This is a genomic window from Blautia sp. HA9023 (assembly GCF_056504095.1).
This window is the reverse complement of record NZ_JBWLUR010000009.1, coordinates 49,978-71,029: the sequence shown is the minus strand read 5'-3', so window position 1 is coordinate 71,029 and position 21,052 is coordinate 49,978. Positions and strand designations below refer to the sequence as shown.

Genomic DNA, 21,052 nt, shown 5'->3' with positions numbered 1-21,052 from the left:
ATTTATTTTATATTCTAACACATTTTAGTCTTTACTGTCCACTTCCCCCTTTCATCTCCTCCGTCCCTTTTTCTTCTCCCTCTGTTCTTTTTCTATATTTTTCTGGACTTTTCCAGACAACAGTGCTATATTGAAGCCATGAAAATACTGATTACATTATTAAAACCATTTTCTTTTGCACCTGCGATCCTGATGATGTGCGTGATCTACTCTTTTTCCGCACAGACCGGAGAAGTTTCCGGTGCCCTGAGTTATAAAGTCAGCTATCAGATCGTAGAAACAAAAAATGAAATACTTGCCACAGGAAAAAGCCCGGATCAGCTTTCCCAGGAGGCATCCCATATCGAGTTTTATGTACGGAAGGCTGCCCATATGACCGAATACTGTCTGTTGTCCATCTCCATTTCCTTCCCGCTTTATGTTTACGGAGTCCGGGGAATCTGGCTGATGCTTCTTGCAGGATTTGTATGTGTGGGTTTTGCCGGCCTGGACGAATATCATCAGTCTTTTGTGGACGCCCGCGGGCCTTCTGTAAGGGATGTGGGAATTGACAGCTGTGGAGCGCTGATCGGAATTTTACTGGTACAGGCGTTCTGCTGGTCTACCTTACACACTCCCGGCAACAAAAAATCACGAAAAAAACGTCGAAAAACCCCAAAACGCAGATAAGTCAGGCGAGACAAATCATCCATTCCCTTTGACAACTCTGCACCGAATATATGACACACAACTTACTCAATTAAAAACGGAACATCCCTGGAAGAAATCATTTTCCCCCTCCTGATGTTCCGTTTTTTATGCTTATATGTGTCATATCCTGGCAGGAGCTATCCCGCATCCGTATTTTATTTTGCTTCTTCCTCCGGTGCATCATCAAGATTCTCTGCCAGATGTGCCCGCTGTGCAATAGACATGCGTTTTTTTCCAGCTGCCGCAATCTCCGGATCTTTGGCGGTTTCCTCTGCTGCTTTTTTCGTTGCCGCTTCTTCCATCTCGTGTTTCTGTGCACCTGCTTTTGCAAGGTTACGGACTGCCATGATCAGAAGCACTGCCCCGATCACAACAAAAATACCACCTGCTACCAGAAATCCCGTACTGGAGTCTTCTGCCCCGCTTATAACATTGGCGCAGAGACGATATCCCGTATACACAAGATAACCCCCTGCGAAGATCCACAGAAGGCTGCTTCTTGTGGAAGAATTTCCCTGATCGGAATTCTTTTCTTCCGTAGTCTCCTGCTGCAGCTCTTCCTTATTTTCTGTTTTCTGTTCTTCCATGATGTATCTTTTATCCTTTCTGATATTCTGGCATTTTTTATTTGTCAGATATCATTTCTACGTCAGACTCTGTTTTTTCTTTCTCTTCTGGCTCTTCTTTTACAAGTCTTCCGTAAAGTTTTGTCATTTTATAAATCTTCTCAATGATTTTTTCATTGAGCTGACCTTTTTTCATACGCCACTTCCAGTTATCACCAAGAGTTGACGGCTCATTGATCCTTGCCTCATTTCCAAGGCAAAGATAATCCTGTACCGGGATCACACAGCGGTCTGCTACGCTGGACATGGCTGCGCGGATCAGGCTCCATACTGCCGCGGTCTCATGTTTGCCCTCACAGCCGATATAAGCTTTGGCAAAGTTCCGGTCATGCTGACTTAAATTACGGAACCAGCCCCTTGTGGTCTCATTATCATGAGTTCCTGTGTATACAATACAGTTCCTTTCATATCTGTGTGTCAGATATGGACTGTCTTCATTCTCATCAAACGCAAACTGAAGAACCTTCATTCCCGGAAAGCCGGATTCTTCCACCATCTCAATGACACTGTCTGTAAGAAGACCAAGGTCCTCCGCGATCACGTCCAGTTTTCCCAGATTTTTTTCGAGAGTACGGAACAGATCTATTCCCGGTCCCTTTTCCCAGTGGCCGAACTCCGCAGTCTTATCCCCGTATGGAATAGAATAATATTCGTCAAATCCTCTGAAATGATCAATTCTCACCACATCATAGAGTTTCATACAGTTGGCCATCCGGCGTGTCCACCATGCATAACCGGTCTTCTTATGGTACTCCCAGTCATAAAGCGGATTTCCCCAGAGCTGCCCGGTAGCGGAAAAAGCATCCGGCGGGCATCCGGCAACCCCAACCGGAATATTATTCTCGTCAAACTGGAACAGTTCCGGCTGTGCCCATGCATCCGCACTGTCAAACGCAACGTAGATCGGTACATCTCCAATGATCTCCACGCCTTTCTCATTTGCATAAGTTTTCAGCTCTGTCCACTGTTTAAAAAACCAGTACTGCTGGAAACAGTAAAAGCCCACTTCTTTCGTAAGTTTTTCTCTTGCCTCAGCCAGCGCATCTTTTTCTCTGTTTTTAAGTTCTTTTGGCCATTCGATCCAGCTGATCCCGTTCAGGCTGTCCTTGATGGCCATATACAGGCTGTAATCTTCCAGCCAGGCAGCATTTTCATTTATAAACTTCTGATAGGACAAATCTCCTTCACAGTCATAATTTTCAAATGCTTTTCTTAAGAGACGGAATCTGGAATTATAAATCTTCTCATAATCCACATAACTCTCACTTCCACCCCAGTCGCAGTTCTCACAGTCACTTTCATCCAGGCAACCTGCTTTCACAAAAGCTTCCAGATCAATAAAATACGGATTTCCCGCAAAGGTGGAAAAAGACTGGTACGGTGAGTCTCCATATCCGGTAGGTCCAAGAGGAAGGATCTGCCAGTATTTCTGCCCTGCCCTTGCCAGCTGGTCTACAAACTCATACGCCTCTGCGGAAAAACATCCTATTCCATATTTCGATGGAAGGCTGGATACCGGAAGCAAAATTCCACTTGCTCTCATAATTTATGAATCCCCCTGTTTTCTCAGTAGTTGCGCTCTCTCACAGATGTCTGCAGGAGCACTCTGGTCTTTATTATATCACTCCGCCACAGAGCGTTCAAAGTCCTTTTTTGTGGATATATATAAATATATCATGATAAACCTTCTCCCGTTCTTTCTCATTGAGAATCTCGTGGCGCATTCCCGGATATAATTTCCCCCGGACATCCCGGTATCCCGCTCGACGCATGGCACGAACAGCCTTCGCAAACTGCCGTACATTTCCCATACAGGGGTCCTCCGCTCCGCTGATAAACAATACCGGCATCTCCGGTTTCGTACACTTCCAGTGTTTCACATCGTACGCTCTTTTCATCAGGTCAAAAAGTGCCAGATATGCATCATCTGTAAAAGTAAATCCGCAGTACTCGGAATCGGAATAATCCTTAACAACCTGTGGATCAGAACAGATCCATGAAAAACGGTTTTTCTCTTTTTTAAACCGCATCGCATAGCTTCCAAAAGACATCATCTCGATCAGGCCGGCACTGTGTTTGGGTCCGAAAACAGTTTTTTCCGCTTTTGCCAGAGCCACTCCAACCGGTCGAAGCACATTATAACTGGGCGAGCCGCAGACGATCAGCATATCCATACAGCCATCATGGTGAGCCGCATAAGCACGAACAGCCAGAGAGCCCATGCTATGGCCAAAAAGAATCAGCGGAAGCTCCGGGAAATGATCCCTGATCAGACAATTTACTGTATGAATATCCTGCAGCATGGCATCTGCCCCGCCGCCATACATATATCCAAGATCTTCTTTACTCCGCACACTTTTTCCGTGGCCGCGGTGATCGTGAATCACACTTACATATTTCCGTTCTGCCATATATTCCATAAAAGGAAGATAACGTTCCTTATATTCACTCATCCCATGAACAATCTGAATAATGCCTTTGTATTTCTCATCACGTCCCAGTTCCGGCACCACCGCCAGACAGGAAATTTCCAGTCCGTCTGCTTTTGAAGGGAATGAGTACTGAATTGTTCGCATCATATTTCACCTCATCTTTTTCTGCTGCTTTTTCCGCAGCCACAACCATTTTTTGTATCTTAGAGTATATCATAACACAGGGGGTTTCTCAAACAGTAAACCTATGTTATAATCGTTACGGTAAACCAGATGTGTTACGGTTCACTCCATATCCGGCAACTCTGTATCTGGTTTATCTTACCCGAAAACCAGAATGACTTATTATAAGGAGGAATAATGAATACAGAAGACAATAATGATTTTTATGATGATGAGCTCTCCAGATCATTGATCTCCAATGATTTCGAAGAGGATACACCACGCAGAAAGAAAAAAAGCAAAAAACCACTTATGATATGCCTGATCATTCTTCTGATCGCTGCAGTGGCCGGCGGAACTGCCTGGTATATGGTTCAGCGCCATAAACCGGTAACAGCCACAGAAGAATTTCTCACAGGTATGCAGAACATGGATTTTACCACCATGGAGAACCTTCTCCAGAGTCACGATCTCAGTGCTCTGGATGATGCGGATATCCGTGATTCCGCCTACACAGATTTCTTCACTACCGTCAACAAAAAAATGACTTACAAGATCACCAAAAACAAATTTGACATCCAGAATGGCACCGCAAAAGTAACCGTCCATATGAAATATATCGATGGAACCAACATCTACGCAGCTACCATTCAGGAGTATACCCGCAAAGTCGCAGTTGCCGCCTATGCCGGGAAAGAAATGACACAGGATGATATTCAGGAGATGCTTGCCTCTCTTCTTGCAGAAAATGCCTCCACCGCTGACGAGAAATACAGCGAAATCGATATCACTTACCCGCTGATCAAGATTGGAAATGACTGGAAGATCGTTTCTCTGGATGATACTACTGTCAAAGTTATGTGTGCAAACTTCAAAAGCGTAAAAGACGAAATTTCATCTCAACTTACAGATGACAGCACAGCAGACAGTTCCGGTACGGACGCCGAATCCACAGGTGCCGCTTCTGATTCCACACAGGCTACAGGCGCATCCATTGATATTACAACAGACAAATTCTCCGTCCGGTTCAAGCAGTTTGCAATCTCCAATGATTACGGCGGAAATCCATGTCTGATGATCTACTACGATTACACAAACTCTGGCGATTCCCAGTCCAGCGCATTTGTGGACTTCACTCTCCAGGCTTCCCAGAACGGAGAATCTCTGGAAGGAACTTATCCGGAAGCCACCGATGACGCTGTAGACAATTACATGAACACCATTGATCCCGGAAAGACTGTCACTGTATGCCAGGTATTTCTTCTGAAAGATACCACCAGTGATGTGACCCTTCAGGGAAAAGAAACTCTCAACGTAAGCGGCGGACAGACAACTTCCCAGGTTCTGAAACTGAAGTAAAGCACCCGCATTGTCAGGCAGATATTTTGATCTGAATTCAATAAAACGGAAATTTCTCTTTCATGATTTTTCATGACTGTCAGAAATTTCCGTTTTTTCTTTTTCTCATTCCCGTGTATATTTTTTTCGATTCCGTGAAAAACTATCTCCTGTATAACGAAAGGATGGTGACTTATGGCAAATAAATGTCTGCAGTATTTCGCTCTGACCATTGCCGTGGTCGGCGCCATAAACTGGGGTCTGATCGGCTTCTTTAATTTTAATCTGGTAGCGTTTCTGTTCGGAAGCATGAGCTGGCTTTCCCGGATCATCTACGGGCTTGTTGGCTTATGTGGGCTTTATCTTCTGACTTTCTACACACTGATCGATCAGGAAAAAGCAACCGAATAAGATACTACGCTACACATAACGTAAAAATCCTCTGCCACCTATAGCAGTTCCGGAAATGAATGCATCAAAAGGAAGTTGTTCAGAGTATGAATTTCTGAACCTGCTGCAGTAATTTATGAAAATGCTGTAAAATAAAGCGGAGGATTTTTTATGTTTAACCACTGCATTCTTTGTTTATACAAAAAAAGCTCTGAGATTACTCAGAGCTTCAAAGAGCGATAGACGGGGCTCGAACCCGCGGTCTCGACCTTGGCAAGGTCGCGCGTTACCAACTACGCCACTATCGCATAAGCGGGTGATGGGAATCGAACCCACGTATCCAGCTTGGAAGGCTGGTGTTCTACCATTGAACTACACCCGCAGTTATGAAATTATAAAAGTTCATCTTCCGATGAGAGCGATAGACGGGGCTCGAACCCGCGGTCTCGACCTTGGCAAGGTCGCGCGTTACCAACTACGCCACTATCGCATAAGCGGGTGATGGGAATCGAACCCACGTATCCAGCTTGGAAGGCTGGTGTTCTACCATTGAACTACACCCGCGCATCGTCGCTTCGGTGATTACCGATCGCTTGACCGCTGCAACGATGATTAGTATATAGTAAACCGTTTTATTTGTCAACAGGTTTTTTGAAATTTTTTAAGTTTTTTATTTTTTCCCTTTATTATCAATAATCCCATACATTTGTGGCGGAAACCTGACTCTTCGGTTTCTTGATCACAAGCTCCGGACTTTTGGCACTGACCTTGGTATTTGCAGGGATCGACTCTGTAATAAAAGTATTACCACCAATAATCGTATTCTCTCCCACAACGGTCTCTCCGCCAAGGACTGTAGAATTGGAATAAATAGTTACATTGTCGCGGATCGTTGGATGACGCTTCACATTGGCAAGCTGCTGTCCCATTCTTGTGGAAAGTGCTCCAAGGGTTACACCCTGATACAGCTTCACATTATTTCCGATTTCTGTTGTCTCACCTACAACCACTCCGGTTCCATGGTCAATAAAGAAATACTCCCCGATAGTCGCACCTGGGTTGATATCAATTCCTGTACGGCCGTGTGCATATTCTGACATCACACGTGGGATAAACGGAATTTCTTCTTTATAGAGAACATGTGCCAGACGGTATACATAGATTGCAAACAGTCCCGGATAGGAAAAAATAATCTCTTCCTTGCTCTTGGCTGCAGGGTCACCGTCAAAGCCGGCCTGCACATCTGTCAGAAGCAGTCTCTGGATCTCCGGAAGCTGCTCAAAAAATCCACATGTGGTTCTGTCTGCATGAGTTGCTGCCTCTTCCGGTTCCTCACCGTGATAAAGAAGTGCGATCTCAATCTGGTTTTTCAGTCTGTCATAAATATCGTTCAGTCTGTGTCCCGCATAATACTCCGGAAATACAGTGGCACTGGTATCCGTACTGAAATATCCCGGAAATATAATGGATTTCAGATCTCTTACTATATCAATGATCACCGAACGGTTCGGCAGACGTCTGCCGCTCTTCGGCATAAAAAGTTCTTCTGAAGCGTAATTCTCAGTAAGTCCCTTCGCAACCTTAAGAATCGCTGATTTCTTGTCGCTCATAATTCCCTCCATTTCTGCACATCCACTTCTGTCTGTACACTTTACCCATTATCTTATTATAGTATGGAAGATTCGTCAATAATGCAGAAAGAAAAGTTTCAAAAAAGATTGACCTTTCCCCGGATACCTTATATAATAATAAAGGTTTGCACACGGAGATGTACCCAAGTGGCTGAAGGGTCCGCACTCGAAATGCGGTAGGCCGGGCAACCGGTGCGAGGGTTCAAATCCCTCCATCTCCGCTTTTCTGTCCGGCTGTGACAGAAGAAAGTTTTATTTATATTTTATGTATAAAAAACACTTTCATCTCTTGACAATTGTATGTTTTATATGTATAATTTCAACAGTGATGAAAACACAACCGAATATAGGGGATTGGTCAAATGGTATGATAGGGGTCTCCAAAACCTTTGGTGGGAGTTCGATTCTCTCATCCCCTGCTATTATAAGTGTTGAAAGTTCTTGTATTTCAAGGGTTTTCGGCATTTTTTATTTTTGTCATTCATTGCAGGTAACCAAACAGGTAACCAAAAAAGTAATCACCCGAACTGTAATATCATCATCCAGGTGATTACTTTTCAATCCTTTAATGCTTTGCCTCTCTCTGCATTATAGCATCAGAGATTTTTTCCCATCTGATACGCCTCTTCTACATACGGACTTCTTTTCGTCATATCCGGGCTTCCGCAACCGTATCCCAGCACCATTCCCTGATCTTTAAATCCACAATAACGTACCAACGTCTTATAATGAGCTTCCAATGCCTCAAACGTCCAGTCATCCGCATTCCATGCCACAGTGAGAAGTGCGGATTTCATATGTTTTCCATGGAGACTGCTGTTGTATGCACAAAATCTGTCCACAACGATCTTAAGCTGTGCGGACATTCCATAATAGTACAGCGGTGTCGCAAACACCACCATATCCGCTCCCAGGATTGCCTCCCGGATCTGCTGATTATCATCCTTCTGAACACATGGACCTTCATAACCACATGCAACACATCCGATACATGGATGAATATTCATCTTCGCAAGGTCAAACCGTTCCACTTTATGTCCAGCCTCCAAGGCTCCCTTGGTAAAACTCTCTGCAAGGATACTGGTAGAACCTTTTTTATTGGGACTTCCCTGTAAAATTATAATCTTCATAAATTCCACGTTCCTTTGACTCTTGTTTATTTTGCTGACAGATCAAGACTTCCTATCCAGTTCCGGATTTCTTCTTCCGCTGCACCGGAAGAAAATCTTTTACCTTCCTGCCATTCTCCGGTCCCTGCCATTTCTGCAAGATTTTCTCCGCTGTCACCAAGGCTGGAAGATGCAGAAGTACAGAATGGGATCACTGTTTTTCCTGTGAAATCATTTTCTTTTACAAATTCATTTACCGGCCAGGCCGCTTCGCCCCACCAGATCGGGTACCCAAGGAAGACAACATCTGCATTCGAGAAAGATTCCGGTGTAACTTCCTCAAGCTTCACATCCTGAAGATCCGGATCCTCATGTTCTTTGCAGACACGGCTTTCCGGATCATTATAATCCAGGTCTTCTGTAGTGTATGCCTCTGCCGGCTGCAGCTCAAACAGTTCTCCGCCGGCTGCATCTGCAATTGTTTCAGCTGCTGCTTTCGTATTTCCGGTTGCTGAGTAGTATGCAACCAGAACTTTCGATGATTTTTCTGTGTTTTCGTTATCCTGCAAAGCCTCTTCTGTTACATCTGCTTCTGCTGTATCTGTACGATCTCCATCTGTCTGTTTCTGATCTGTATTCTCACTTTGTGCAGCTGTACCCGATCCACTAGCTGTGTCCTGAGTCTGTGATTCCGCAGTTGCTGCATGATCCTGGTTCTGGCTTCCGCACCCGGCGGTCATTGTCAGTGCAAACAAGACTCCAGCCATTACAATTGCTTTTTTCATAAACAATGCCCTCCTGTTTTGCAAAGCAGACATTCCCATTCTGCTCTTCCCAATTCAGTTCTTCTTATTTCCCGGAAAATCTTTTTACACATTTATTTTAGCTTTCACACAGGATTCTGTCTAATACCTATTTTCGCTTGTAAATCATGCCTGCAAAGCATAGTTTATTTTTATCAATGCCTGTTCTTTATTCCATATCCGTCTTTTCCGAAATCAGCGCCTTCATTTCTTCATACTGCTGTTTTCCCACCAGGAGCTTTTTCCCCTGTTTTTCGATCAGTCCCTGTTCAGAAAGCCTCTTTACTGCGCGGCTTATGCTTTTCAGACACATTCCTGTTTTATCTGCCAGACTTTTCTGTCCTTCTTTTACACAGAGCACTCCTTTTTTCTGATATTGCTCATAGTGATTGACAAGCAGCAGGCACAAGCGATCCGTCCCGTTCATCAAAAGAAAGATACGCTCTTCATTTTTTCCACAACAAATGCATCAATAAGCCAGTCAGGAGCAGTTCGAAAATATGTTTCAAACTGCTCCCTTCTTTCCTGGCTTACTTCTTTTAAAAAGGGACATTTCTGATATAAATACCGTTCTCCCATATTCATTTCTCTGCCAGTATATTATTTTTTATTTCAGCTTCTCCAGGATTGATTTCCCGATGGTGCCCTCCGGCATTTTTACCCCGAAGTTCTCTGCAACAGAGGCGCCGATCACAGCAAATGTATCCTGGTCCTCAATAGCTCCCGTCTCTTTCATTTTCTTTGAATATGCAAGAAACGGTACATATTCTCTGGTGTGATCCGTTCCTGTATAGGTGGGATCATTTCCGTGATCTGCAGTCAGGATCAAAAGATCATCCTCCCGCATTTCATTCATAAGATTACCAAGTCCTTTATCAAACTTCTCGATCTCATGTCCATATCCCTCCGGATTTCTTCTGTGTCCCCACAGAGCATCGAAATCCACCAGGTTTACAAAACAAAGTCCATGAAAATCTTCTTTGCAGATCTCCACGGTCTGCTGCATGCCGTGTACAGAGCTGTCCGAGTGATAAGTCTTTGTGATTCCCTCGCCACAGAAAATATCGTTGATCTTTCCAACACCGATCACATCAAAACCTGCATCCTTCAATGCATTAAGCGCTGTTCTTCCTGTGGGCTTCAGTGCATAATCATGGCGGTTGCTGGTTCTTTTAAACTCACCCTTTTTCTTTCCCACATAAGGCCTTGCAATAACTCTGCCAACTCTCCACTCGTCTTTCATGGTCAGTTCTCTGGCAATCTCACAGCAGCGATACAGATTTGCAAGATCAAACGTCTCCTCATTTCCGCAGATCTGCATTACGGAATCCGCAGACGTGTAAACGATCATGGCTCCTGTATTGATCTCTTCCTCACCAAGCTCTTCAATGATTTCCGTACCGCTGGCACTCTTGTTTCCGATCACACGCTTACCGCATCTTTTCTCCAGCTCCTGGATCAGTTCCTTTGGAAATCCTGTCTCCGTAAAAGTAATAAACGGCTTTTTTGTATTGATCCCCATCATTTCCCAGTGTCCGGTCATGGTATCCTTGCCATTGCTGGTTTCCGCGATCCGCATATAACGCCCCATCGGTTTCTCCACGCCTTCCATCCTGCCGCCTTTATGCAGGTTCAGCATTCCCAGCTTCTGAAGATTGGGAATATCCAGAGTTCCCATCTTATCCAGGATATGTCCAAATGTATCCACACCTTTGTCACCAAATTTCTCAGAATCCGGCATTGCCCCGATTCCAAGTGAATCCAGAACGATCACAAATACTCTCTTATAAGTTTCCATAAGCACATTCCTTTCTGTCAGGCCAGATTAGCCGGTCCAAATCCAAGTGGTAAAAGTTCCTTTAAAGCAAAAATATCATATTTATCTTTGCTGACTGCCAGTATGATCTGAAAGGTTTCCGGATCACAGAATTCCATCATAACCTGTCTGCACACCCCACACGGTGCCGCATATTCTGTAAGAACGCCATCCTTGCCACCCACAATGCAGATTGCCTGAAATTCCCTCACGCCCTCACTGACCGCTTTGAAAAAAGCAGTTCTCTCTGCACAGTTCGTTGGGGTATAGGCAGCATTTTCTATATTACACCCGGTATAATAGGTACCATTTTTTGCAAGAAGTGCCGCGCCTACATGAAAATGCGAATATGGCACATACGAATGATCCAGCTGTCTGATCGCCAGATCGATCATTTCTTCAATCTGTTTCTTTTCCATGATTTTCCCACCTTTCCTGAATAAAGTGAATGTTTCCATTTCACTGTGTTATGGCTTCATACTCTGCAGTCCAAAATCAGATAATATTTATCCTCTTTAATATCCTGCCCCTTCTTCTTTCTTCACGATCTTCACAATTCTGCTGGTTCCGAGACGATCTGCTCCAAGAGCAAGGAATTTCTCTGCATCGTCCATGCTTGAAATACCACCTGCAGCTTTGATCTTCACACCTTCTCCTACGTGTTTTGCAAACAGCCGGATATCATCAAAGGTTGCACCTCCTGTAGAAAATCCGGTAGAAGTTTTGATATAATCTGCCCCTGCATTTGTCACAAGCTCACACATTTTAATCTTTTCTTCTTCTGTCAGCAGGCAGGTTTCGATGATCACTTTCAGGATTCTATCCCCACATGCCTCTTTCAGAGTACGGATCTCCTGCTCAACATCCTGATATTTTCTGTCCTTGAGCCATCCGATATTGATCACCATATCAATTTCATCCGCCCCGTTTTCGATAGCGTCTTTTGTTTCAAATTCCTTCGTTTTTGTGGTCATATTTCCATTTGGGAAACCGATCACTGTACAGATTGCCACCTTACCCTGCACATATTCGCTGGCCTGTTTTACATAGCACGGCGGAATGCATACAGAAGCAGTCTGGTATTTGATCCCGTCATCGCAGATCTGTTGGATCTCTTCCCAGGTTGCACCCTGCAGAAGCAGGGTGTGATCTACATGTTTTAAAATTTCATTTACATTCATCTTTATTCTCCTTTTTTCTGTGACTGGTCCGCACGGATCAGTTCCCGGATCGCCTGTACTGCAACCTGGATCGCCTTATCAGTATCATGCACAACAGGATTATCCAGTCCCAGTTTTTCTCTTTCCTGGTTTGCAAGCACCAGGAAGCAGGAACCTGCACGTACTCTTAAATGGCTTGCTACTACAAAAAGAGCAGCAGATTCCATCTCAGAAGCAAGGCATCCGAGGCGCTTCCATGCCTCCCATTTATTCATCAGTTCATAGCTGACCGGCTTGGTCTCCGGCTCATGCTGACCGTAGAATGCATCTTTACACTGTACCACACCTGTATGAAATTCACAGCCTTCTTTTTTCGCACCTTCCACAAGTGCATTGATCACTTCCAGATTTGCCACAGCCGGGAATTCGATAGGTGCATACTCTTTACTGGTACCTTCCATACGGATCGCACCGGTTGCAACAACAATGTCTCCGCTCTTTACCTCCGGCTGCATTCCACCACTGGTTCCGATCCGGACAAAAGTATCTGCTCCGCATCGATAAAGTTCTTCCATTGCAATGGAAGCAGACGGTCCTCCGATTCCGGTGGATGTTACACTTACCTTCACTCCATCCAGTGTTCCGGTATAGGTTACATATTCCCGGTTATCTGCCACAAAAACCGGATCATCAAAATACTGTGCGATCTTTTTGCAGCGTTTCGGGTCTCCCGGTAAAATAACGTAACGTCCCACTTCTCCTTTTGCTACCTGAATATGATACTGTCTGCTTGCGTCTTCTGAATAATTTTTCATATCTGTCATCCTCTCTTTTTTTGTTTTATATATCCTCTTTTAATTTTTTACCTGGTCTCATTTTATCTTTGTCCTTTATCATAAGGAATTCCTTCCGCTTTCGGTGCCCTTGATTTCTGGGAAATAAAGGCAAGAATAACGAGAGAAATAATGTATGGCAGCATATTATACAAACTGCTTGGAAGTTTTAATGCCACAAGCGGCGCAAATCCGGTATACACGTTTGACAGCGCACGGAAAAATCCAAATAACAATGCTGCCAGTCCGATATTCACCGGTCTCCACTGTCCAAAAATCATAACCGCCAGTGCCAGGAATCCAAAACCTGCCATCCCATTCTCAAATTTCCACTCACTTACACCCGCCGTGATGTAGACCAGACCCCCAAGGCCCCCAAGTGCTCCGGAGATCAGCCCCCAAGAGCAACCAGTGCCAGAACCGATGCAAAGATTAATGTATACTGAACTAATAATACCATATTATTTCCGGCCTCCTTTCTTTACCTTTACACTTTTTTCTTCTTTTTTATCCAGGTAACGGTTAAACCAGATCTTGAAGAAAAATACAAACGCACACAGATAAATAATAAATGCTGAGATCAGATCAGAAATCTGTGTACAGTATGTTGTTGTATCCACATAAGTACCACCACTGGTAATATGCTGGATAAAGTAGGAGGCGAAAATTGTTCCGATAGGATCCAATCCACCGAGAAATGCCGCTGCGATTCCATTAAATCCCATGCCCGGCACACTTGTCTGCTGTACAATCCACTGTTCAATTCCGCTTAAGTAGAAAATTCCCGCACCGAAACCGGCAAGACCTCCGGAAATCATCATGGTAACGATAATATTTCTTTTTTCATGCATGCCACAGTATTTTACGGCCAGTTTGTTGATTCCTGTTGCTTTCAGTTCAAAGCCAAATTTTGTTTTCTGCAGCACAACCCATACAATAATCGCTGCGATCACTGCCATCGGCACCCCAATGGTCATGTATTTGTTATGAAACAGTTCATTTAATCCAGCTGTTGGAAGCATTGCACTTTTGTTGTAGCTGAATAACAGTTTTGTATATGGTGTGGAACCATCCTTTACCTGTGATAATAACATATTTACGCTGTAAAGAGAAATCCAGTTTAGCATAATACAGGAAATTACTTCGTTTACATTCAAATATGCTTTTAATGCACCGGAAATTCCTCCCACCGCAGCAGCTAAGTACTCCTGCGATCAGGCAAATATACCACGGCAGGTTAAATCTTAAGGCCATATACAGGCATCCACCTGCGCCGATCACATACTGACCTGCTGCACCAATGTTGAACAAACCTACTTTGTAGGCAAATATTACTGATAACGCACACATCAGAAGTGCTGACGCTTTTATTAAAGTTGTTCCAAAATATTTCGTCGTTGCTGCCGCATTCGGATAATAGAAAAAGTTTTTCATAATTGCTATGATCGCTTTTCCGGCACCGGAAGGCGAAATGATCAGAAGCACGACAAATCCAACAATAAGACCTATGACAATGCAGATCAGCGATGCCAGTACTGTCTGAAATGCATTATTTCTCAGAAGTTTCTGTTTTTTATCCATTCTCTTTTATCCCCTTTCTCTTTGAGCCTGCCATATATAACCCCAGCTCTTCTACAGATACTTTTTTTGGGTCAAATTCTCCTACGATCTCACCCTCATACATGACCAGAATACGGTCTGAAACATTCATAACTTCATCCAGTTCAAGGCTTACCAGCAATACACCCTTTCCCGCATCTCTCTCAGCAACGATCTGCTTATGGATATACTCGATGGCTCCCACATCCAGGCCTCTGGTGGGCTGTACGGCGATGAGGAATTTCGGATCGTTATCAATTTCCCTTGCAATGATCGCTTTCTGCTGGTTACCTCCGGACATGGAGCGCACCTTTGTGACCGTTCCCTGGCCGGAGCGGATATCATACTGTTTGATCAGACGGTTTGCATATTTTCTGATCTCTTTTCTCTTTAAGAAACCAAAACGGTTTGTAAACTGTGGTTCAAAATAACGTTCCAGAACAATGTTATCTTCCAGAGAATAATCCAGGACCAGGCCATGCTTATGTCTGTCTTCCGGGATATGGCTCATGCCGGAAGTGATTCTTCTTCGGATGGGCAATGTTTGTAATATCCTGTCCATTCATTGTGATCGTTCCTTCCTTTACCGGTTCCAGCCCGGAAAGGCCATATACCAGCTCCGACTGGCCATTTCCGTCAATTCCCGCGATACAGACGATCTCACCTCTTCTGACATCAAAGGATACATGATTCACCGCATTGTTCTTGTGTTGTTTTGATGCAACGGTCATATTCCTTACACTTAATACAACATCTCCTGTTTTCGCCGGTTTTTTATCTACAACAAAATTTACATCTCTTCCAACCATCATTGCAGAAAGCTTTTCCGGTGTTGTATCTTTGATATCTACAGTTCCGATATATTTTCCTTTTCGAAGCACGCTGCAGCGGTCTGCCACTGCCATGATCTCCGCAAGTTTATGGGTAATAAACAAAATACTTTTACCTTCTGCTGCAAGGTTCTTCATGATCACCATAAGCTCATTGATCTCCTGGGGAGTAAGTACCGCTGTAGGCTCATCAAAGATCAGGACCTCATTATCACGATACAGCATTTTCAGGATTTCCGTTCTCTGCTGCATACCAACTGTGATATTTTCGATCTTCGCATCCGGGTCAACAGAAAGACCATATTTTTCAGACAGCTCCACAACCTTTTTTCTTACTTCATCCTTTTTCAGAAAGCCGCCTTTTGTTGTGGTTTCCACACCCAGCATGATATTATCCAGAACAGAAAAACATTCTACCAGCTTAAAATGCTGGTGAACCATACCAATTCCAAGTTCATTGGCATCATTGGGGTCCTGGATATCTACTTTCTTACCATCTTTTCTGATCTCGCCTTCCTCTGGCTGATATAATCCAAACAGAACACTCATCAGCGTGGATTTTCCGGCACCGTTTTCTCCAAGCAGTGCATGGATCTCACCTTTTTTCAACTGAAGTGTGATATTGTCATTGGCTACAATCCCCGGAAAACGTTTTGTTATATTTAACATTTCAATCACATACTCGCTCATTATTTTCCTCCTTTATTTCATCATTCATGTTTTATTATTTAATGCTGCCGTAATCGGTTGCTGTGATCTCTGTTTCCGGAAATGTTGTACTGTCGCTGGACACTTCATATTCTCCGTTATACATTCGCTGTACCAGCTTCTGATAATCTTCTTTCGTAAAAGTACCATCCCACTGCGTGGTCTCTTCCGGAAGCTGTACATAATTTTCAGCCGGATCCGGAGATTCCATTCCAAGGTTTTCAATCTTTCCTACATATTTATCCCATTCATTATCCAAGATCGCATCCAGTACATTATCAATGGTAACCTGCAAACCTTTCATTGCAGAAGTCACAGTCAGGTCTTCTTTGTAATCGTCAATGGTTGCAGACTGGTCGGAGTCAACACCGATAACTTTTCCGCCGGTTTTAACTGCCGCCTCTGCCGCAGAAGTATAAATTCCTCCACCACAGGCAAATACAACCTCCACGCCTTTTGATCCATACCAAGTATCCATGTAAGCCGTGATATCTGCATCTCCATAGAACTGTCCGCCACATACATACTCAACCTGTACTTCATCTGTGATCCCAAGCTCTTTTGCAGCTGCATCTGCTCCCTGAACATATCCGTAGCCATAGCGGTTAACTGCCGGAACAGACATTCCGCCCAGAAATCCCAGATGGCGGTATCCAAGCATGACTGCCGCATAACCGGCCATGAATCCGGAAAGCTCTTCCTGATAGGTACAGCAGTATACGTTATCCTCATTGTAATAATCCGTCACATTATAGTGATCCGGATTGTAGTCATATCCTTCTCCGATACCCTTTTCGCAGATATCACCGGCACTTACATCCAGTGCCAGGAATTTCACCTCCGGGTACAGATCCGATTCATCGATCACAGTCGGTGCAAACACATAGCCGGAAAGCACAATTACATTCGCGCCATCTGCCACTGCCTGATCCACACTTGCTGTTCTGGCTTCATCCGAATCGCTCTGGGGTTTGTAATAGTTGAACTCAATGTCATTTTCCTTTCCCCATGCCTTACATGCTTCGTAAGTCATCTGATTGAAGCTCTGGTCTGTGATATCACCGGAGTCTGTTACCATTGCTACTTTCATTTTCTCTTCTGAAGCATCCGCCGCATTTTTGTTCTGTGTGCTTCCACATCCTACAAGCGATCCAGTCATCGCCGCCGCTAATAATACTGCCATTATTTTCCGTTTCATTATGGCATCTCCTTTCATGATTTTTGTTCTGTCTTCCGCATTTGTTAGGCCAAAGTATAAGTGACATTGGTCCTTTTTCATAGGACACATGTCTTTTTTTAATGGTCCTTTCTATATTTCGTTGGTTATTTATAATTTGTTATCTTTCTTTTTGGTTATTTTATACAATTTCTCTGCATCTATTTTCCTGCTGCATTATGTTTTCGGGCACAAAAAAAGGACTGCACCTCAATACAGTCCATTCCTTTCATTCTTTACATACATCCACCCAGCCCTCAGCTCCGGAAATCTGTTCCAGCTCTTCGATGGAAAGCTTCACGGCACTGTGATCATCTCCTGCTGCCGGATAAACAATGTCAAACTGCCGCAGGCTCTCATCCAGATATACATTCACGCCTTCGTTGATCCCGAACGGGCAAACGCCTCCAGGTGCATGTCCAATCTGGCTTTCTACCTCATCAAATGGTATCATTTTCGCTTTTACATGAAAGGTATCCTTATATTTCCGGTTATCGATCCTGGCAGTTCCTTCCGTCAGGATCAGCACCGGCTGGTCATCCTGAAGAAACGACATGGTCTTTGCGATCATCCCCGGTTCCACGCCCAGAGCCTGGGCCGCCTCCACAACGGTCGCCGTAGAATCTTCCAGTCGGATCACATGATCCAGCATTCCTTTGTTTTTCAGATATTCTTCTGCTTTTTCCAGTGACATTTCCTGTACCTCCAAAATATCTATTTTATGTCAAAAATCCCTTACAAGACCCGTTCATACATCTTGTATTCCGTCCAGCCGGTATCCTCATAAAACATATCTTTTGCCTGGACAAAACGAAATCCACATCCTGTATAGAGTCTCTCCGCAGCTGTATTGGTACCCAGGATATCCAGCCTTACCTTTTTTTCTTTTCCGTTTTTGCCAGTTTCAGGATTTCCTCCATGAAATACCTGCCGATGCCTTTACCCTGCCTGGAAGGAGAAACAGCCAGTGCATGGGGCACAAGAATTTCATTTTCTCCACATTCAATGCTCCAGGTCACGCCTGCATATCCTTCATTACAGGCACTGTTCAGGATCACGCTTGCACAAAGCCCACCCCCTTCTTCCAGTACAAAAAGTTCTCCTCTGTCAAGGCTTTCCTGTAAAAAAGAATCTGTGGGATAAATTCCTTTCTTCCATCCGATCTTATCATTCTGGTCACTCATCTCATCGATAAGATCCCAGTAAAACTGTTTTATCCTGTGAAAATCTTCCAGGTTTGCCTTCTTAAATAACATCGTTCATTCTTCCTTACATTATAGTCCAGTTTATTCATAAGATATAATGATCTTCTTACAATGCTCACAGCGATAAGCATCGATCCGGTCACCATAGATCATTTTCGACAGACCTTTTTCTGTGTTTAACCGTATGGACTCTCCTCTGCTTCTCCATTCCATTCCGGAAGTCAAGCGGATATTCGCAATCCGCTTCGCTACGTAGCTCTACACCAAATAACTGCTCCGCAGTTTATCAGGAGGAGCTTGCACTCCTCCTGATACAAGCAAGTCCCCACCTACTGCTTATTGCTTTTCGCAATTGAAGCAGGGGACTTACTTGATTTGGTTAAAAGAATGAATCTGGCCTTCACTCATCTCTTTTCCGCAATAAGGACATTTCATCTTAACTTCCTCTGCATCCAGATCTTTTTCAAGGCACACAAGCTGGATATCCGGAATCCCGTTAAACGTACATTTTACAATCCCTGTTTCCTCATATCCAAGCTTCTGGTACAGCTTTCTTGCCCGGGTATTCCGTGCATTGGTATCCATTCGCAGTGAACTGCATCCGCAACGTCTGGCATAATCTTCATAGAATGCCACAAATTTTTTTCCATAGCCTTTATTCTTCTTTGAAGGTTCTACAGCCAGACAATGCAGCACCATAACTTCACTGTCCTCTGCTTCTACTCTCCACCGGGCATATTTATATTCCTCAACCTGGATCTGATTGATGATTGCTGCTGCCACAACTTCATTTTTCTCTTTCATAACGAACAGATCATTCCGGCTCAAAGCATCTTCTGCTGTCCTTCTCACCGGATATACATTCCGGATCCATCCGATCACAGCTCTTCCATTTTCTTCCTCATCATGAATATGTTCATAAATTCTCTCGATATCGTCAATATCTGTTTCTTTTGCTTTTAATATTTCCATTATCCTGTCTTTATCCTTTCTTCTGATCTGATCCAGAAGAGCCAGGGCCGCTTTCCTGCCTGCTCAGACACTCTTTAAGCTCAGCCAAAATTTTTGCCTCCTCAAGAGGTTTGGTAAGATGCTGGTTCATCCCGGAAATACGGCTGTTAATGATATCCTCAGAAAATGCATTGGCGCTCATGGCAATGATCGGTATTGTTCCGGCATCTGTTCTCTTCATGGAACGGATCTTGCGTGCCGCATCCCAGCCATTCATATTTGGCATCATAATATCCATGAAAATCACATCATAATACCCCGGCTGCGCTTTTTCAAATTTTTTCACTGCTTCTTCCCCATCAGCCGCACACTCTACGCGGATTCCGTTATTTTCCAGCATAAATTTTGCAATTTCCATGTTCAGTTCATTATCTTCCGCTATCAGGGCGCGCATTCCCTCAAAAGACATTTCCTGCCTGGTTCCGTTATCTGTTTTTGAAATTTCGTTTTTTTCCGGCTGTCCGATCTTAAACGGAAGTGTCATTGTTACAGTTGTCCCACTGCCCTTTTTACTTTTTATCTCAATGGTACCTTCCATTCTTTCTACAATCTTCTTAGCAATCGCAAGGCCAAGCCCCGCACCTTCGTATTTGGTTCTGCTGGTTTCATTTTCCTGAGAAAACATCTCAAATGCATGGCTTATAAACTCTTCACTCATGCCGATTCCGTTATCCTCGCATACAAATTCATACATCACATGACTGTCATCCACAGATTTTTCCCAACACCATACATGTATCGTGCCTCCTGGTTCTGTAAATTTCACCGCATTATCCGCAACTATCGTCAGAAGTCGCTCCAAATAAGCCGGGTTTCCTACCAGATATACATGCTTTAAATTTCCTTTTTTCCAGTCCACCACATAATCAATATTTTTTTCTTCCGCCAGAATCTGCTTATCGGTATTTGCTCTGCTTAACACCTCTGTGAGATCAAAATCCAGTTCCTGTTCAATAATATCTCCGGATTCCAGTTTACTCATATCCAGTATATTGCTTACAAGAGAAACCAGATGTTTGGAGGATTCCAGAACCTGATCTCTGCATTTTTGCTGCATTTCAAGATCATTTGGATAATGGTTTGCAAGATCGATCATACCGATGATCCCGTTCATTGGTGTACGGATATCATGACTCATGTTTGACAAAAACCTGGATTTAAGAGCTGCATCTTTTTTCGCTTCCGCCACCTGATACAGAAGCGATGCTTCCCGTTTCTTTGCCGCACTGATACTTCGGATCGCACAGAGCACATGTGTCAGATTTCCATCTGTGTCCCTCTTTTTTTCAATAAAACGAAGTTTATGCCAGTTTCCATCCTTCATCCGGTATTCCATGGCAATGGTTTCTTCATTCTTCATTCGTTCCGGCAGCGTAGAAATATCTGTAAATTTAAAAAATGCCTCCTGATATTCCTCCGCAATATATTGTCTGTATACTTTTTTATTATTGACTGACAGAACACCGGAGTTTATAAAATTCAACTGTTCTTTA

At 43.8% G+C, this 21,052-nt stretch carries 22 protein-coding genes, 6 tRNA genes and 2 pseudogenes; 5 read left to right on the top strand and 25 right to left on the bottom strand.

Going from position 1 to position 21,052, the window contains the following annotated elements:
- Window positions 1–138 precede the first annotated feature (138 nt).
- A complete protein-coding gene (locus AC04Q6_RS14095; protein ID WP_021975884.1) occupies window positions 139–669 on the top strand; it encodes a VanZ family protein in 531 nt (176 codons plus the stop codon).
- A 176-nt stretch (window positions 670–845) separates the two neighbouring features.
- On the opposite strand, the gene AC04Q6_RS14090 is transcribed toward AC04Q6_RS14095, so the two are convergent.
- The 3 genes from AC04Q6_RS14090 to AC04Q6_RS14080 all read right to left on the bottom strand — a co-directional run bounded on the left by AC04Q6_RS14090 (window position 846) and on the right by AC04Q6_RS14080 (window position 3,895).
- Window positions 846–1,277, bottom strand: a complete 432-nt coding sequence (locus AC04Q6_RS14090) for a hypothetical protein (RefSeq protein ID WP_118063191.1) — start codon at window positions 1,275–1,277, stop codon at window positions 846–848.
- A 37-nt stretch (window positions 1,278–1,314) separates the two neighbouring features.
- A complete protein-coding gene (gene malQ, locus AC04Q6_RS14085) occupies window positions 1,315–2,859 on the bottom strand; it encodes a 4-alpha-glucanotransferase (RefSeq protein WP_118071677.1) in 1,545 nt (514 codons plus the stop codon).
- Window positions 2,860–2,956: 97 nt separating this feature from the next.
- Complete coding sequence (locus AC04Q6_RS14080) at window positions 2,957–3,895, bottom strand: alpha/beta fold hydrolase (protein WP_021975881.1); 939 nt, start codon at window positions 3,893–3,895, stop codon at window positions 2,957–2,959.
- A gap of 213 nt (window positions 3,896–4,108) precedes the next feature.
- Between AC04Q6_RS14080 and AC04Q6_RS14075 the strand changes: the two genes are divergently transcribed.
- Entirely contained in the window at window positions 4,109–5,269 is a 1,161-nt protein-coding gene (locus tag AC04Q6_RS14075) for a DUF5067 domain-containing protein (protein ID WP_242997002.1), read from the top strand.
- Between the two features lie 174 nt (window positions 5,270–5,443).
- Window positions 5,444–5,659, top strand: a complete 216-nt coding sequence (locus tag AC04Q6_RS14070) for a DUF378 domain-containing protein (RefSeq protein ID WP_021975879.1) — start codon at window positions 5,444–5,446, stop codon at window positions 5,657–5,659.
- Between the two features lie 214 nt (window positions 5,660–5,873).
- Here the strand turns inward: AC04Q6_RS14070 and AC04Q6_RS14065 are convergent.
- The 5 genes from AC04Q6_RS14065 to epsC all read right to left on the bottom strand — a co-directional run bounded on the left by AC04Q6_RS14065 (window position 5,874) and on the right by epsC (window position 7,248).
- Window positions 5,874–5,946 (bottom strand) — tRNA-Gly (locus tag AC04Q6_RS14065).
- A 3-nt stretch (window positions 5,947–5,949) separates the two neighbouring features.
- Window positions 5,950–6,020: transfer RNA gene (locus AC04Q6_RS14060), tRNA-Gly, on the bottom strand.
- Between the two features lie 35 nt (window positions 6,021–6,055).
- Window positions 6,056–6,128 (bottom strand) — tRNA-Gly (locus AC04Q6_RS14055).
- 3 nt (window positions 6,129–6,131) lie between these two features.
- Window positions 6,132–6,202: transfer RNA gene (locus AC04Q6_RS14050), tRNA-Gly, on the bottom strand.
- Between the two features lie 125 nt (window positions 6,203–6,327).
- Window positions 6,328–7,248, bottom strand: a complete 921-nt coding sequence (gene epsC / locus AC04Q6_RS14045; RefSeq protein ID WP_021976096.1) for a serine O-acetyltransferase EpsC — start codon at window positions 7,246–7,248, stop codon at window positions 6,328–6,330.
- A gap of 154 nt (window positions 7,249–7,402) precedes the next feature.
- On the opposite strand from epsC, the gene AC04Q6_RS14040 reads away from it, so the two are divergent.
- Both AC04Q6_RS14040 and AC04Q6_RS14035 read left to right on the top strand, forming a co-directional pair.
- Window positions 7,403–7,490, top strand: a tRNA-Ser gene (locus AC04Q6_RS14040).
- A gap of 127 nt (window positions 7,491–7,617) precedes the next feature.
- A tRNA-Trp gene (locus AC04Q6_RS14035) sits at window positions 7,618–7,688 on the top strand.
- A gap of 177 nt (window positions 7,689–7,865) precedes the next feature.
- Here the strand turns inward: AC04Q6_RS14035 and AC04Q6_RS14030 are convergent.
- From AC04Q6_RS14030 to AC04Q6_RS13950, 17 genes and pseudogenes are all read right to left on the bottom strand, one after another.
- Complete coding sequence (locus AC04Q6_RS14030; protein ID WP_118071675.1) at window positions 7,866–8,399, bottom strand: flavodoxin family protein; 534 nt, start codon at window positions 8,397–8,399, stop codon at window positions 7,866–7,868.
- A gap of 26 nt (window positions 8,400–8,425) precedes the next feature.
- A complete protein-coding gene (locus tag AC04Q6_RS14025) occupies window positions 8,426–9,163 on the bottom strand; it encodes a flavodoxin (protein ID WP_119247995.1) in 738 nt (245 codons plus the stop codon).
- 187 nt (window positions 9,164–9,350) lie between these two features.
- Complete coding sequence (locus AC04Q6_RS14020; protein ID WP_242997003.1) at window positions 9,351–9,608, bottom strand: helix-turn-helix domain-containing protein; 258 nt, start codon at window positions 9,606–9,608, stop codon at window positions 9,351–9,353.
- 180 nt (window positions 9,609–9,788) lie between these two features.
- Entirely contained in the window at window positions 9,789–10,979 is a 1,191-nt protein-coding gene (locus tag AC04Q6_RS14015; RefSeq protein WP_021976101.1) for a phosphopentomutase, read from the bottom strand.
- A 17-nt stretch (window positions 10,980–10,996) separates the two neighbouring features.
- Window positions 10,997–11,416: a cytidine deaminase gene (locus tag AC04Q6_RS14010; protein ID WP_118063178.1), complete on the bottom strand. Its 420-nt coding sequence runs from the start codon at window positions 11,414–11,416 to the stop codon at window positions 10,997–10,999.
- 96 nt (window positions 11,417–11,512) lie between these two features.
- The gene (gene deoC / locus AC04Q6_RS14005) at window positions 11,513–12,178 is read right to left on the bottom strand and encodes a deoxyribose-phosphate aldolase (protein ID WP_119247996.1); all 666 of its coding nucleotides are present in this window, start codon (window positions 12,176–12,178) and stop codon (window positions 11,513–11,515) included.
- Window positions 12,179–12,180: 2 nt separating this feature from the next.
- A complete protein-coding gene (gene udp / locus AC04Q6_RS14000) occupies window positions 12,181–12,972 on the bottom strand; it encodes a uridine phosphorylase (protein WP_119248002.1) in 792 nt (263 codons plus the stop codon).
- Window positions 12,973–13,034: 62 nt separating this feature from the next.
- Window positions 13,035–13,304: a hypothetical protein gene (locus AC04Q6_RS13995; RefSeq protein ID WP_330636883.1), complete on the bottom strand. Its 270-nt coding sequence runs from the start codon at window positions 13,302–13,304 to the stop codon at window positions 13,035–13,037.
- A 147-nt stretch (window positions 13,305–13,451) separates the two neighbouring features.
- The gene (locus tag AC04Q6_RS13990) at window positions 13,452–14,180 is read right to left on the bottom strand and encodes an ABC transporter permease (RefSeq protein WP_242997004.1); all 729 of its coding nucleotides are present in this window, start codon (window positions 14,178–14,180) and stop codon (window positions 13,452–13,454) included.
- A gap of 73 nt (window positions 14,181–14,253) precedes the next feature.
- Window positions 14,254–14,340: pseudogene (locus tag AC04Q6_RS13985) on the bottom strand (hypothetical protein); the annotation flags it as partial.
- A 223-nt stretch (window positions 14,341–14,563) separates the two neighbouring features.
- Window positions 14,564–16,109, bottom strand: a pseudogene (locus AC04Q6_RS13980) (ABC transporter ATP-binding protein).
- A gap of 34 nt (window positions 16,110–16,143) precedes the next feature.
- The gene (locus AC04Q6_RS13975) at window positions 16,144–17,325 is read right to left on the bottom strand and encodes a BMP family lipoprotein (RefSeq protein WP_118071672.1); all 1,182 of its coding nucleotides are present in this window, start codon (window positions 17,323–17,325) and stop codon (window positions 16,144–16,146) included.
- Window positions 17,326–17,572: 247 nt separating this feature from the next.
- Entirely contained in the window at window positions 17,573–18,037 is a 465-nt protein-coding gene (locus tag AC04Q6_RS13970; protein WP_021976110.1) for a YbaK/EbsC family protein, read from the bottom strand.
- A 178-nt stretch (window positions 18,038–18,215) separates the two neighbouring features.
- Window positions 18,216–18,599 (bottom strand): GNAT family N-acetyltransferase, encoded by a 384-nt coding sequence (locus AC04Q6_RS13965; protein WP_021976111.1) that lies wholly within the window; start codon window positions 18,597–18,599, stop codon window positions 18,216–18,218.
- A 30-nt stretch (window positions 18,600–18,629) separates the two neighbouring features.
- Entirely contained in the window at window positions 18,630–18,761 is a 132-nt protein-coding gene (locus AC04Q6_RS13960; RefSeq protein ID WP_442863160.1) for a PF20097 family protein, read from the bottom strand.
- A gap of 153 nt (window positions 18,762–18,914) precedes the next feature.
- On the bottom strand, window positions 18,915–19,520 hold the full coding sequence (locus tag AC04Q6_RS13955) for a GNAT family N-acetyltransferase (protein WP_118071671.1): 606 nt from the start codon (window positions 19,518–19,520) through the stop codon (window positions 18,915–18,917).
- Between the two features lie 10 nt (window positions 19,521–19,530).
- Window positions 19,531–21,042, bottom strand: a complete 1,512-nt coding sequence (locus AC04Q6_RS13950; RefSeq protein WP_476389743.1) for an ATP-binding protein — start codon at window positions 21,040–21,042, stop codon at window positions 19,531–19,533.
- Window positions 21,043–21,052 lie beyond the last annotated feature (10 nt).